Source organism: Nocardioides sp. FY1077 (assembly GCF_058681775.1).
This window is the reverse complement of the sequence record NZ_JBZWDB010000001.1, coordinates 382,346-395,643: the sequence shown is the minus strand read 5'-3', so window position 1 is coordinate 395,643 and position 13,298 is coordinate 382,346. Positions and strand designations below refer to the sequence as shown.

The window sequence follows — 13,298 nt, the reverse complement described above, 5'->3', positions numbered from 1 at the left end:
GCGGGGGACACCACCGCGAGGTGCTCGGTGGCGCGATCAGTCCGCGAGGTGGCCGGCGTCGTTGAACGACACCAGCGTCCACGCGGGGGTCTCCTGCTGCCCGGGCCGGTGCCGCCAGTGGGTGAGGCTGGTGTTGCGCGGGTCGGTGCCCATGCGCGGCGCGGAGGGGCCCCGTCCGAGGGCGAGGTGGAACGACGCCTCCAGGATCCCGCCGTGACACACGGCGACGACCGTCTGGCCCTCGTGGCGGGTGACGAGGTGGTGCAGGGCGGCCTCGGCGCGGCACAGGAAAGCGGCCCAGCTCTCCCCGCCGGGGGAGAAGGGCACGTACGGGTCGCGAGGCGGCACCTCGCGGTCGGCCCGGGCGCGCCACTCCGCGACGGTCAGGCCGTCGGCGTCCCCGGGACGGAGCTCGTGCAGGTCGTCGCTCTCCCGCACCGGGAGCTCGAGCGCCCGGGCGACGTAGGCGCCGGTCTCGAGAGCCCGGGGCAACGTGCTCACGTAGAGCACGTCGGCGCCGAGACGGTTGCCGCGCAGCCGCTGCTCGAGGAGCGCCGCCTGCTGCCGGCCGAGCTCGGTCAACCCCTGGTCGCTGCGGATCCCGGCGATCACCGGCTCGACGTTCGAGACGGCCTCACCGTGCCGGATGAGGTACAGGTCGGTGGTGACCACGCGGTCCTCCTAGGTTCCCTTGCGCCGGGCGAGCACCAGCCCGGCGACCTCCACGGCTCCTGCGGCCAGGAGCGTCCGCGCCATCTCACGCATGGTGAACCCCTCGGAGAAGGCGTCGTCCACGACCAGGATCCGCCGACCCTGCACCCTGCTCGGGTCCGGGACGCGGAGCGCGGCCCGCAGCTCTCCCTCGGCGATGGCCTGACGCTCGTCCACCCCGATGCCGAGGAAGCGGCCCGTGGGGCGCGTCTTCGTGACCACGTCGGTCTCGAAGGGCCAGCTCGCGTCCGTCCGTCGGGCCGCGGCACCCAGGACCAGGGCGAGGTAGTCCCACAGCCGCACCGCCTCGGGCCCGATGTAGAGGGCCGCGCTGGTGACCACGTCGAAGCGCCGCAGCTCGGCTCGGTGCTCGTCGAGGTAGGCCGCGAGCATGCCGCCGAGGTCCTCGGCGAGCTGCTTCTCCTCGTCGTACTTGAACCGGTAGATCAGGTCCCACGTCTCGTCGGCGTTCTCCGAGACCGTGTAGAGCCGGGAGAAGGCCCGGTCGGGCAGGCGGCACACGGTGTTGGGGCACGCCCCGTCGGCCAGGCGCTCGCGACAGACCGGGCACCGCCCGTCGAGCGGGGGCGGTGTCGGTGCGGACCTGGTCACCTCGGCGACCGTACACACCCCCACCGGCACCGTGGCCGTGCCGATGCGCGGGTGCGGGTCCGGTCCGGTCCGGTCCTCCCGACGACGACCACGGGGCGCGAGGCTCGGAGGAGGTCGTACCCGAGACACGGCGGCCGCCGTGGGGCACCATGGCCGGTGAGAGGGAGACGGTGACCATGTCGCGGACCGACGCGTGGGCGAGCCCGGTCGTGCGCACCCTTCTCGGGCTGGTGCTCCTCCTCGCTCTCGTCGACCTGGTCGAGCCCTGGGGGAGCGTGCCCGCCGACCTCGCCTACCTCGCCGCCGTCGGGGTGGCCGGCGCGCTGGCCTGGGTCGGCGTACGACGGGCCGCCCCCGGGCGGCGGCGCGGACCGGTCCTGGTCGCGGCCGGGGTGACCCTCTCCGCCCTCGGCGACCTGGCCTGGCAGGGCTACGAGTGGGCGGGCCAGGAGCCCGACGCCTCCCTGGCCGACGTCCCCTACCTCGGCTCCTACCTGTGCGTCGGCGCGGCCGTGCTCGTCCTGCTGGTGCGCGGCCAGCGGGGCTCCGGCACCGAGGCCGTGGTCGACGCGCTGACGGTGGTCGTCGTCAGCGTCCTGCTCTTCTGGGGCATCTCCGTCTCCGCGATCGTGGCCGACGAGTCCACCTCGGGGGCGGCGCGTGTCGTGCTCGCGGCCTACCCGGTGCTCGACGCGGTCCTGCTCGCCCTGGTCGCCCGGCTGCTCGCCGACCGGCGCACCCGGTCGACCACCTCGGCGTGGCTCGCGGCGGGCGCCGGCTGCTGGCTCGCCTCCGACCTCGCCTACCTCACGCTCGGGGACGCAGGCCCGGCCGGCCGGGTGCTCGACCTGGGATGGGTCGCCGGCAGCGCCCTGCTCGCACTGGCCGCCTGCACCCCCCACCGGCCCGCGTCCGCGACGGCCGCGCCTTCGACGAGTGCCACGCTCCGGCGTCGGCTCGCCATCGCCGTGCTCCCGCTGCTCGTCCCCGCAGCCGTGATGACGGTGGGCCTGCGGCGCGACGACCACGGCCTGGTCTGGGCCCAGCTGGTCGGGCTGCTGCTGCTGATCGGCCTCGTGGTCGTGCGGACCGCCCGGTTGCTCGAGTCCGAGCTGCACGCTCGCGCCGAGCTGGTCGTGGCCCGCGACGCCGCCCTGGAGGCGTCACGGGCGAAGTCGTCGTTCCTGGCCACCATGAGCCACGAGATCCGCACCCCGATGAACGGCGTCATCGGCCTCACCGGGCTCCTGCTCACCACGCGGCTCGACGAGCGCCAGCTCGCCTACGCGGAGGGGGTCAAGGGCGCCGGCGAGCAGCTCCTCGCGGTGATCAACGACATCCTCGACTTCTCGAAGGTCGAGGCCGGCCACGTCGAGCTCGAGGACATCGACTACGACGTCTCCCAGGTGGTCGAGCAGACCGTCGGGCTGGTGGCCGACGCCGCCCAGCGCAAGGGGATCGAGCTGCTCGCGTACTGCGCCCCCGACGTGCCGCTCGGCCTGCGGGGGGACCCCGTCCGGCTCCAGCAGGTGCTGCTCAACCTGGTGGGCAACGCGGTGAAGTTCACCGAGCACGGCGAGGTCGTCGTCTCGGTGCACCTCGCGGAGCGGCCGGCGCCGGTCGGTGCCGCCGGTGCCGCCGTGCCCACTGCCACGGTGCGCTTCGAGGTGCGCGACACCGGCATCGGTCTGGCCCAGGACGACGCGGAGCGGCTCTTCGAGCCGTTCTCCCAGGCCGACTCCTCGACCACCCGCGTCTACGGCGGCACCGGCCTCGGGCTCGCGATCGCCCGCCGTCTCGCCGAGGCGATGGACGGCGACCTCGGCGTCGCCAGCGTGCCCGGCGAGGGCAGCACCTTCTGGCTCACCGTCCCGCTCCGGCAGGCCCTCGACACCGCCACGGTCCCCACCCCGGCGGCCGAGGAGCTGGCCGGCGCCCGGGTGCTGATCGTCGACGACAACGAGACCAACCGCGGGATCCTGGGCGACCAGACCGCGGCGTGGGGCATGACGCCCGTGGCCGTCGCGAGCGGTGCCGAGGCGCTGGAGACGCTCGAGTCCGCCGCGCGGCGGGGCCACGGCTTCGACCTCGCCGTGCTCGACCTGTGCATGCCCGGCATGGACGGGCTGGCGCTGGCCGGCCGGATCGGCGCCCGCCGGCTGCCCCGCCCCGGCGTCGTGCTGCTCACGTCCGGTCCCGACGTCTCCGCCGCCGCCGCGGCCGCCGCGGGCGTCGAGGTGCGCCTGAGCAAGCCGGTGTCGCTGCCGGGGCTGCGCGCTGCGCTGCTCCGGGTCCTCGGCGCCCAGCAGGCCCAGCAGACCCCGGAGCCGGCTCCCGTCGACGCGATGCCGGCCCGGCACCGGGGCCACGTCCTGGTCGTCGACGACAGCGAGGTCAACCAGGTCGTGGCGGCCGGCATCGTGGAGCACCTCGGCTTCACCACCGAGATCGCCGAGGACGGCGGCGCCGCCCTGCAGATGCTGGCGCGCACGACGTACGACGTCGTCCTGATGGACTGCCAGATGCCCGGCATCGACGGCTACGAGGCGACCCGCCGGCTCCGCCTGCGCGAGGGCGACCAGCGACGCACCCCGGTCGTCGCGCTGACCGCCGGGGTCATGGAGGCCGAGCGCGAGCGCTGCCTTGCCGCCGGCATGGACGACTTCCTCGGCAAGCCCATCTCGCCTGCGGCCGTCGACGCCGCGCTCAGCCGCTGGGTGCCGGCGGCTCGCTGATCATCGCCACGACAGCCCGGGCCTGCCGCGCCTACGCGCGGGCAGCGGGCGGGAGGTCGCGCCGGTGCACGACGGCCCGCAGCACGACGCCGTCGTCGCCGACGACCAGGTCGAGCACGCCGGGCTCGGGCTCCGGTGGCGGTGCGTCGGCCGCCGAGCGGCGGACGAGGTAGCCCATGGCCTGCGCCCACCGCACGGCCTCCGGCCAGCGCACGCTGGTCAGGTCCGGTCGCAGGAGCACGTGGGGCACGACGCCAGTGTGGGGCGACCCGGGTGCTCGCGTCCCCGGAACCGACCTGTCCGTTCGGCCATCGTCAGTGGTCATCTGGAAGGGACAGCGGGGCCACGTCGGTCCAGGTGCTCGTCCACGACGCCCTGTTGGCGGGCCCGGTTAGGTTCTTGTCTCTCCGTGGTCGTCCGGCCCCGTTGGACCCGCCCGATCTGGGGACCTTCTCTCGTGAACGGAACCGAATCGTGAATCCCGTCGACGCCCTGTGGCTCGCTGCCGACTGCCCCGAGAACCTCCTGGTCATCGAGGCGCTGGTCATGCTGTCGGGCCCCGTCGACCGTGCCCGGCTCGAGCAGGTCGTGCAGCAGCGGGTGGTGAACCGGTTCCCCGTGTTCAGCCAGCGCCCGGCCAGCTCGCGGCGCCCGGGGGGACGGGCCCGGTGGGTCGACGCGGCCGACTTCGTGTTGGGTGACCACGTGCGCGAGGTCGCGCTGGAGGCTCCCGCCGACGACGCCGCCGTGCAGGACTACGTGGCGAGCCACCTCGGCACGCCCCTGCCGATGGACCGGCCGCTCTGGGAGATCCACCTGCTCACCGGGCACCGGACCGGGACGGCGATGTACGTGCGGCTCCACCACTCCCTGGCCGACGGGATCGCGCTGACCGAGGTGCTCCTCTCCCTCACCGACACCGCTCCCGACACCGCCCCCGGTGGCGGACCGGTCACCCAGCAGCCGGACGAGCAGCCGGACGAGCAGCCGCACGAGCAGCCGGACCAGCCCGCCGCCCCCGCCGCTCCCGAGGAGGCACCCGAAGGGCGACCCACGGTCGCCCTGCGCACCCTGTCGAAGGGGCTCGGCCTCGCCGGCCAGGTGCCGGGGATCCTGGCCAAGCTGCTGGTGGCCACCACCCCGACCACGGCGCTGAGCGGCGTGGCGAGCCGGACCAAGCTGGTCGTCTGGTCGGAGCCGATCCCGCTCGACGACGTCAAGCGCGTCGCCAAGGCGACCGGCAGCACCGTCAACGACGTCCTGGTGGCCGCGCTGTCCGGCGCCTTCCACCGCTACCAGGTGCACCACGACGGTGACGCGGTCGACGTGGTGACGATGATCCCGGTCAACCTGCGCACGCTCGGGGAGCCGCTCGAGGCCGCGCTCGGCAACCGGTTCGCCGTGGTGCTGCTCCGCACCCCTGCGGGGCTGCGGACCGCCGCGGCGCGCCTGGCCGAGACCAAGCGCCGCATGGACGCGATCAAGCGGTCGCCCGAGCCGGTGGTGACCTTCGCGCTGATGCACGGCATCGGGCGCACCGGGCGCCACATCGGCCGGGTGCTCGCGCGCTTCTTCGCCGCGAAGGCCGTGGGCGTGACCACGAACGTGCCGGGACCGCGGGAGCCGAGGTACGTCGCCGGCGTGCGCATCGACAAGCTCCTGGGGTGGGTGCCCGGCACGGGGCACCAGAGCCTCGGCACCTGCATCTTCAGCTACGCCGGCAACGTCCTGGTGGGCTTCAAGGTCGACGCGGCGGCGATCCCCGACCCCGAACGCATCCTGGAGGCCTTCCACGACGAGGTCGAGGCCCTGCTCGAGGTGGCCCGCTCCGCCGGCACCGCCCGACCGAGCTGACCCCGTCCCCGAGCTGACCGGCTCACCGGGTGACCCGGGTGGCGGCCCGCACGGTGCGGGTCGCGGTGAGCAGCGTGGCCGTCACGGTGAGGACGACGACGGCGCCGCTGAGCCCGACGTACGTCGGCACGTCGACGACGGGCACCGCGACGCCGAGCAGGCCGGCGCTCACCCCGACGACCGCGGGCAGGACGGCCGCGGTGCCGATCGCCCAGGCGGCCAGGCCGGTGACGGCGGCCTCGACACCGGTCATCGCGAGCAGCTGACGTGAGGTCGCGCCGCTGCGGTGCAGCAGCCGCAGCTCGTCGCGCCGGCCTGCGGTGACGAGCACCAGCGCGTTGAGCGCCCCGAGGCCGACGAAGAGCAGCAGCAGCAGCGTGAGCAGTGTCGACAGGTGCTGGGCGGCGGCGTCCGGGCTGGTCGCCGCGGCGACGTGCTCGGCGGTGGGCACGGTCGTGGGCTCGGGCGTGGGCGTGGTGGTGGAGGCGCTGGTCGCCGCCGGGGCGGTGGCGTCGGTGTCGACGAGGGCGAGGTGCACGACCGGGGTCACCCCGTGGTCGGCCAGGGTGCGGGGGCCGACGAGCTGGCCGCCGACCCCGAGTCCGCGGTCGTAGACGGCCACGACCCTCAGGCCGACCTCGGACCCGGCGAGCCGGACGGTGAGGGTGTCGCCGAGCCCGCGACCGGTCTCGAACGCGGTGTCGGAGCTGAGGGCCACCGTGTCGGGGCCGCCCAGGTCGGCCAGCGTGCCCTCGGAGACGCCGGGGTCGAAGCGTGCGGGGTCGACGTCCGGCGCGACCGCCCGCAGGGTGGTGGCCTCCCAGACGAGGCTCTCGGGGAGCCCGGCCTCGTCGTCGACGCGCACCTGGGCGGGGGCGTCGGCCAGGGGCACGACCGCGGTGACGCCGGGTGCTGCCGACAGCGCGGCGAGGTCGGCTCGGGTGAGGCCGGCGCCGGAGGACGCGACGCGCTCGGTGCCGAGCGCCGCGCCCAGCTGCTCGGTGGCGGCTCGCTGCACCGCGCGGTCGACGGTGCTCTGGGTGGTGCCGACGGCGAGCACCAGCGCGAGCGGGACGACGACGGTGGTCAGGCGGCGCGAGAAGCCGCGCAGGTTGCCCAGCGCGAGTCGGGTGGGTGCGCTGCTGCGCCGGGAGGCGGCCCGGGCGGCGTGGGCGAAGGTCCACTCGACCAGGACCGGACCGGCGAGGGCGGCGGCACCGATCAGCAGGAACGCCGAGGTGGCGGCCAGGGCTCCCCCGACGACGCCCGGGACGACCAGCGGGGTGCCTGCCGCAGCCAGGCCGGCGACGGCGGTGAGCACGGCCGCGGTGCGGCGCACGCCACCGACGGGGGTGACCTCGGCGGCGCTGTCTCGGATCGCTGCGGTCGGGGCCGCCCGCACCGTCTCCCGCGCGGCGAGCCGGCTGGCCAGCAGCGCCGTCGGCACGACGAGCGCGATGGCGCCCAGCGCGGGGAGGGGGGACAGGGACGACGCGAAGCCCGGGCCGACCACGCCGGCGTCGCGCAGCGCCGGGTCGAGCCACCGGGTGAGGAGCAGCCCGGGCACGGCGCCGAGCGGCGCGGCCACCGCGCTGAGGAGCAGCACCTCGGTCGAGACCAGCCGCCGCACCTGGGTGCGGGTCGCCCCCACGGCGCGCAGCAGGGCGAACTCGCGGCGTCGGCGGCGCAGGGCCAGGGTGGTGGTGGCCGCGACGACGACGACCACGAGGACCAGTGCGGTGCCGGCGAAGGACGAGGCCAGCGCGACCAGCAGGCCACCGCCGCCGGCGGGCTCGCGGAGCCCCGACTCGACCATGACGCCGGTGAGCGTCGTCAGGGCCGAGGCCAGGGCGATGACGAGGGCGGTGCCGGTCGCGCCGGGCCAGCTGGCGCGGGCGCCGGCGACCGCGAGCCCGCGCAGAGCGGCGGTGCCGGGGGCGTCGCGCGACGTCACGGCGCTCATCGGCCGGTCGCCAGCACGCGGGCGGTGACCTGCTCGGCGCTCGGCGCGTCGAGCGCGTCGACCAGCAGGCCGTCGGCGAGCACCAGCACCCGCTCGGCGGCGGCCGCGACGCGGCTGTCGTGGGTGACGACCACGACGGTCTGGCCCAGCTCGTGGGCGCTGCCGCGCAGCAGGTCGAGCACCGCCGCGCCGGTGGCGGAGTCGAGCGCGCCGGTCGGCTCGTCGGCGAAGACCACGGTGGGTCGGGTGACCAGGGCGCGGGCGATGGCCACGCGCTGGGCCTGGCCGCCAGAGAGCTCCGTGGGCAACCGGTCGAGGAGCGCCCCGAGGTCCATCCGGTGCACGAGGTGCGCCACCCAGCTCGGGTCGGCGCGTCGGCCGGCGAGGAGCAGCGGCAGCTCGACGTTCTCCCGCACGCTGAGGTGGCCGATCAGGTTGTACGCCTGGAAGACGAAGCCGATGTGGTCGCGGCGGAAGCGGGTCAGGCCGTCGTCGGAGAGCTCGCTGATGTCGTGGCCGCCGATGACGACGCGACCGCTCGTGGGCCGGTCGAGCCCGGCGGCGCAGTGCAGCAGGGTCGACTTGCCCGAGCCCGACTGGCCGACGACCGCGGTGAGCGAGCCGGAACGGAGCGTGAGGGACACCCCGCCCAGCGCGGTGGTGGTCTCGAGGCCGCTGTGGTAGGTCTTGCGGACGTCGTGCAGCGCGATCGCGGGTCCCGGCGGCGGCGGGTGGCCCGGGTCGGGCGCGGTGGTCGTGGCGGTCATGGGTCGCTCCTGGCTCGGTGGGCTGGCGACGTCCACGCTAGGAACGCGCGCGCCCGGCCACGAGCCGCGCAGGATGCAACTGCGGCGGTTCCACCTTTGGATGCAACCCGCCCGGGCGGCGTCCCGGTGGTGGCCCCCGACGGCGTGGGAGCGGGTCAGCCGTCGGCCCTGACCAGGCCGTTCTGGTAGGCCCACACGACCGCCTGCAGGCGCGACTTCACGCCGATCTTGGGCAGCATCCGAGCGAGGTGCGACTTGATCGTGGAGACCTCCAGCACGAGCGCACGCGCGATGTCGTCGTTCGACATGCCCTGCGCGAGCAGCAGCAGGATGTCGGTCTCGCGGGGGGTGAGCAGGTCGGTGGCGCGGGCGGCGACCACCGGCCGGGTGCGCCGCCGGGTCACCACCTCCTGGAGGACCCGGCGGGTGAGCGAGTTGTCCAGCGTGCCCTGACCGGTGGCCACCGCACGCACCGCGTCGACCACGGCCTCGGGCTCGGCGTCCTTGAGGAGGAACCCGGAGGCCCCGGCCTCGAGCGCGCCGAACAGGTACTCGTCGACGTCGAAGGTCGTGATGACCAGCACCGGGACCGGGTCGGTCACGTCGGGGCCGCAGAGCTCGGCGGTGGCGGTGATGCCGTCGGTGCCGGGCATCCGGATGTCCATGCAGACCACGTCGGCCCGCAGCGACCGGGCGGCCTCGACCGCCGCCCGCCCGTCGGCCACGGTGGCGACCACCTCCAGGTCGGGCTCGGCGCCGATCATCGTGGCCAGCCCGGCACGCACCAGTGGCTGGTCGTCGGCGATGACGACCCGCACGACGTCCCCGCTCACCGGTCCGGTCCCGTCGGTGGTCCCGCCGGTGGTTCCGTCGCGGTGGGGAGCGCGAGGGTGACGACGTACCCGCCGTCGGGGGTCGGCCCGGTGTGCAGGCGGGCCCCGGTCAGCTCGGCGCGCTCCTGCATGCCGACGATCCCGAAGCCCCCGCGCCCACCGGCCGGGGACGGCGGCGAGGTGGGCCGCTCGTTGCGCACGGTGACGACCACGGTGGCGGCCTCCCGGGAGTCCACGACGACCTCGCACCGCGCGCCGGGCGCGTGCCGGGCGGCGTTGGCCAGCGACTCCTGCACGGTGCGGTAGGCCGCGAGCTGCGCGAGGGGCCCGACGTCGAGGTCGGCCAGGCGGTCGACCCCACCGCCGAGCACCGTCAGCACGACGTCGCGCCCCGAGGCCACGGCGTCGTCGACGAGGTGGGGCAGCCCCCCGAGGGTCTCGGGCTCGACCCCGGGCGCCTCGGAGCCGGGGTCGTCCTCGCGGAGCAGGGCCACCAGGTTGCGCAGGTCCTTCAGCATCACCGTGCTCTGCCGACGCACCTGACGCACGGCCACCTTCGCTCCCTCGGGGTCGGTGTCGATCTGCCGGTCGAGCGCGGCCGTCATCACCGCGATGCCCGAGAGGTGGTGGGCGGCGATGTCGTGCAGCTCGCGGGCCATCGCCGTGCGCTGCCGGGCCACGGCGGCCTGGGTGAGCGCGGCCTGCTCGCCGGCCACGGCACGCACCTGCTCGCGCCGGGCGCGGGTGGCCTCACGCCGCGCTCCGGCTGCGGCACCCGCGATCGCGGCGACCGCCACGGTGAGGACGCCCTGCACGACGGCCGCACCCACCGACCCGGCGGAGAGGCCCTCGCCCCGGGCGGCGCGCACCACCTCGCCCAGCGCAACCAGCGCCGCGCCGGCCGCCAGGGCCGCCACCGGGCGCGGCCAGGCCGTCCCGGCCACCAGGAGGTAGGTGGCGACGAGCACGAGGACCGTCGTCGCCCCGAGGGCGGCGCCCAGGCCCGCGCCCGCGGCCAGGGGGGCGACCAGGCAGACCAGGACCAGCGCCTGGTCGGGGGCGTGGAAGCGCCACCGCAGCAGCAGGGCCTGCGCGGTGAGGGCCGCCACCCCCACGGTCCACGCCCACCACGCCGGGGCCGGCCCGTCGGGCACCTCGGCGGGCGTCAGCTCGGCGACGAGCACCACGACGCCGAGCAGGACCAGCGCGAGGGCCCAGCCGCCGACCACGACGCGCTCGCGCCGGGGGAGGTCGGGGGCCACGCGGCGACCCTACCCATGCGGGGGACCGGTGGGTCAGGACGAGCCGTCGGGCCGCATCGGCGGGCAGTCGCCGTCCACCAGGTCGCGCAGCTCGTAGTGCCAGATCTCGTTGGCGTAGGTCTGGCACAGGCCGTGGTCGGCGCCGTGCTCGGCCATCCAGTAGGCCGCGTCGGTCGGGCCGATGTCGACCGCGTCGCCGGTGGTGTGGCGGGAGGAGTCGGGGCCGGCCACCCAGCGGCCGGCCTCCTCCCGGCTGCCGTACGTCGCGACGGCCTCGTCGAGCAGGCGCTGCTGGTAGGCGCGGCTGCGCCAGCCGCTGGTCACCCGCAGCTCGACGCCGTCGTCGGTCGCGTCGGTCGCCGCTGCGCGGACGGCGGCGAGCAGCTCCGGGTCGAGCCGGTCCAGGGCGGGGACGTCGGCGTCGACAGCGACCGACTCCCCGCCGAGGTCGCCGTCGGCCGCAGCCGACGCCGACGCCGGGGCGTGCCGGTCTCCGACGGGGAGCTCGAGGCCGGAGGCACCGGCCAGGTGGGCCATCACGGCGGCACCGGCCACCAGGGGCGCCAGCGGGAGGAGGACGGGCCAGGCCCGGCGTGGCAGCCGGGGGCGTCGAGGTGCTGTTCCGGGGAGGGTCATGCACCCAGGACAGTCGTCGGCGTGTTGTCGGGGCGTCTCGACTTCTGCATACGTCGGCCACATGCCCGCAGACCTACGATCGGGCCATGCGGGTTCTGGTGGTCGAGGACGAGCCCTTCCTCGCCGAGGCGATCCAGGACGGCCTGCGGCTCGCGGCGATCGCCGCCGACGTCGCGCTCGACGGCGGAGCGGCCCTGGAGATGGCCGCGCACACGCAGTACGACGTGGTCGTCCTCGACCGGGACCTCCCGGTGGTCCACGGTGACGAGGTGGCCCGCCGCCTGGTGCTCGCCGACCCGTCACCGCGCATCCTGATGCTCACGGCGGCCGAGCACCTCGCCGACAAGGTGTCCGGGTTCGAGCTGGGGGCCGACGACTACCTCACGAAGCCCTTCGAGCTGACCGAGCTGGTCGTGCGGTTGCGGGCCCTGGCCCGCCGTCCGGCTCAGGGCGCCCCACCGGTGCTGCAGGTCGGCGGCGTCCGTCTCGACCCGTTCCGTCGCGAGGTCCACCGCGACGACCGCTACGTCGGGCTGACCCGCAAGCAGTTCGCCGTTCTCCACGTGCTGATGAGCGAGGCCGGTGGCGTGGTGAGCGCCGAGGAGCTCCTGGAGCGGGCGTGGGACGAGAACGCCGACCCCTTCACGAACGCGGTGCGGATCACCATCTCGACCCTGCGCCGACGGCTCGGCGACCCACCCGTCATCCACACCGTCACCGGGGTCGGCTACCGGTTCGAGGCGCCGTGACGCAGGCTCGCCCACGACGCCGACCCGGGCTCAGCCTGAGGTGGAAGCTGACCCTGAGCTACGCGGGGTTCGTCCTGCTCACCGGCGCCGCCCTGATCGTGCTGCTCCTCGTCGTCCTGCGCTACGTGCCCGACGACAACCTCGTGGTGGCGCGCACCGAGTCGTTCGCACCGGGCCGCGGCGACCTGATCGAGGCCGCGGTGCCGTTGTTCGGGTACGGCCTGGCGTTCCTCGCCCTGGCCGGGGTGGGCGGCGGCTGGGTGATCGCCGGGCGGGTGCTGGCCCCGCTCGCCGCGATCAGCGCGGCGGCCACCCGGGCCGCCGACGGCTCGCTCGCCCACCGCATCGAGCTGCCCGGGCCCCGGGACGAGCTGCGCGGGCTGGCCGACGCCTTCGACCACATGCTGGCCCGCCTGGAGCGGTCCTTCGACGAGCAGAAGCGCTTCACCAGCAACGCCTCCCACGAGCTGCGCACCCCGCTCGCGGTGACCCGGACGATGATCCAGGTGGCCCGAGCCGATCCCGCCGGAAGGGACACCGAGCAGGTGCTCGCCCGGCTCGAGGAGATGAACACGCGCTCGATCGCCACGGTCGAGGCCCTGCTGCTCCTCGCGCGCCTGGGGCGCGAGGAGCTCGACGCCCGGACGTTCGACCTCGCCGACACCGTCCGCGACGCGCTCGCCGACCCCTCGCTGCCGGCGACGACCCACGCCGTCGTCAGCGACCTGCGACCCGCCGTCGTCGCCGGCAGCCGCGAGCTCGTCGAGCGCCTGGTCAGCAACCTGCTCCGCAACGCCGCCGAGCACCAGCCGCGTCCCGACGGCACGACCTGGGTCTCCACCTCGTCGGCCGGGGGCCGCGCGCGGCTCACGGTCGAGAACACCGGGGAGGTCCTCGACCCGGCGCTGGTGCCGGCGCTCACCGAGCCGTTCGTGCGGGGGCGGGGCCGCACCCGGTCGGCGCACCGACCGGCCGGCAGCGGTCTCGGGCTGGCCATCGTGGCCTCCGTCGCCCGCGCGCACGGGGCCGGGCTCGAGCTCGCGGCCCGGCCTGCGGGCGGGCTGGCCGTGACCGTCGAGTTCCCCGACCCGGGACCGCGCCCCGGCGCCTGACCCCGCGGCCGGGAAGAGGACCGTCGCCGGGCGTGTTCGGTCAGGAGACGACGACTGGAAGGCT

The 13,298-nt window shown here is 75.6% G+C and carries 12 protein-coding genes; 4 read left to right on the top strand and 8 right to left on the bottom strand.

Translation table 11 applies throughout. The annotated features are described in order from the left end of the window. Positions 1 to 36: 36 nt before the first annotated feature. Both AC4OR8_RS01860 and AC4OR8_RS01855 read right to left on the bottom strand, forming a co-directional pair. Positions 37 to 672, bottom strand: a complete 636-nt coding sequence (locus AC4OR8_RS01860) for a histidine phosphatase family protein (RefSeq protein WP_492163871.1) — start codon at positions 670 to 672, stop codon at positions 37 to 39. A 9-nt stretch (positions 673 to 681) separates the two neighbouring features. After that, positions 682 to 1,323, bottom strand: coding sequence for a ComF family protein (locus tag AC4OR8_RS01855; protein WP_492163870.1), 642 nt, complete (start codon positions 1,321 to 1,323; stop codon positions 682 to 684). A 176-nt stretch (positions 1,324 to 1,499) separates the two neighbouring features. Between AC4OR8_RS01855 and AC4OR8_RS01850 the strand changes: the two genes are divergently transcribed. Continuing rightward, positions 1,500 to 4,058: a response regulator gene (locus AC4OR8_RS01850; RefSeq protein WP_492163869.1), complete on the top strand. Its 2,559-nt coding sequence runs from the start codon at positions 1,500 to 1,502 to the stop codon at positions 4,056 to 4,058. A gap of 31 nt (positions 4,059 to 4,089) precedes the next feature. On the opposite strand, the gene AC4OR8_RS01845 is transcribed toward AC4OR8_RS01850, so the two are convergent. Beyond that, complete coding sequence (locus tag AC4OR8_RS01845) at positions 4,090 to 4,308, bottom strand: hypothetical protein (protein WP_492163868.1); 219 nt, start codon at positions 4,306 to 4,308, stop codon at positions 4,090 to 4,092. A gap of 224 nt (positions 4,309 to 4,532) precedes the next feature. Here AC4OR8_RS01845 and AC4OR8_RS01840 point away from each other — a divergent pair, with 224 nt between their 5' ends. Further along, the gene (locus AC4OR8_RS01840; protein ID WP_492163867.1) at positions 4,533 to 5,912 is read left to right on the top strand and encodes a wax ester/triacylglycerol synthase family O-acyltransferase; all 1,380 of its coding nucleotides are present in this window, start codon (positions 4,533 to 4,535) and stop codon (positions 5,910 to 5,912) included. Positions 5,913 to 5,934: 22 nt separating this feature from the next. Here AC4OR8_RS01840 and AC4OR8_RS01835 read toward each other — a convergent pair whose 3' ends face one another. The 5 genes from AC4OR8_RS01835 to AC4OR8_RS01815 all read right to left on the bottom strand — a co-directional run bounded on the left by AC4OR8_RS01835 (position 5,935) and on the right by AC4OR8_RS01815 (position 11,373). After that, a complete protein-coding gene (locus AC4OR8_RS01835) occupies positions 5,935 to 7,875 on the bottom strand; it encodes an FtsX-like permease family protein (RefSeq protein ID WP_492163866.1) in 1,941 nt (646 codons plus the stop codon). Then, positions 7,872 to 8,642 carry an ABC transporter ATP-binding protein gene (locus tag AC4OR8_RS01830; RefSeq protein WP_492163865.1) on the bottom strand — a complete coding sequence of 257 codons (771 nt, stop codon included), beginning with the start codon at positions 8,640 to 8,642 and terminating at the stop codon, positions 7,872 to 7,874. Before AC4OR8_RS01830 ends, AC4OR8_RS01835 begins: the two co-directional genes overlap by 4 nt. A 155-nt stretch (positions 8,643 to 8,797) precedes the next feature. Further along, complete coding sequence (locus tag AC4OR8_RS01825) at positions 8,798 to 9,475, bottom strand: response regulator (RefSeq protein ID WP_492163864.1); 678 nt, start codon at positions 9,473 to 9,475, stop codon at positions 8,798 to 8,800. Further along, the gene (locus AC4OR8_RS01820) at positions 9,472 to 10,737 is read right to left on the bottom strand and encodes a sensor histidine kinase (RefSeq protein ID WP_492163863.1); all 1,266 of its coding nucleotides are present in this window, start codon (positions 10,735 to 10,737) and stop codon (positions 9,472 to 9,474) included. Before AC4OR8_RS01820 ends, AC4OR8_RS01825 begins: the two co-directional genes overlap by 4 nt. Before the next feature lie 33 nt (positions 10,738 to 10,770). Further along, a complete protein-coding gene (locus AC4OR8_RS01815; protein WP_492163862.1) occupies positions 10,771 to 11,373 on the bottom strand; it encodes a M15 family metallopeptidase in 603 nt (200 codons plus the stop codon). Positions 11,374 to 11,459: 86 nt separating this feature from the next. Here AC4OR8_RS01815 and AC4OR8_RS01810 point away from each other — a divergent pair, with 86 nt between their 5' ends. Continuing rightward, positions 11,460 to 12,122 (top strand): response regulator transcription factor, encoded by a 663-nt coding sequence (locus tag AC4OR8_RS01810; RefSeq protein WP_492163861.1) that lies wholly within the window; start codon positions 11,460 to 11,462, stop codon positions 12,120 to 12,122. Beyond that, on the top strand, positions 12,119 to 13,234 hold the full coding sequence (locus AC4OR8_RS01805; protein WP_492163860.1) for a sensor histidine kinase: 1,116 nt from the start codon (positions 12,119 to 12,121) through the stop codon (positions 13,232 to 13,234). Before AC4OR8_RS01810 ends, AC4OR8_RS01805 begins: the two co-directional genes overlap by 4 nt. Positions 13,235 to 13,298 lie beyond the last annotated feature (64 nt).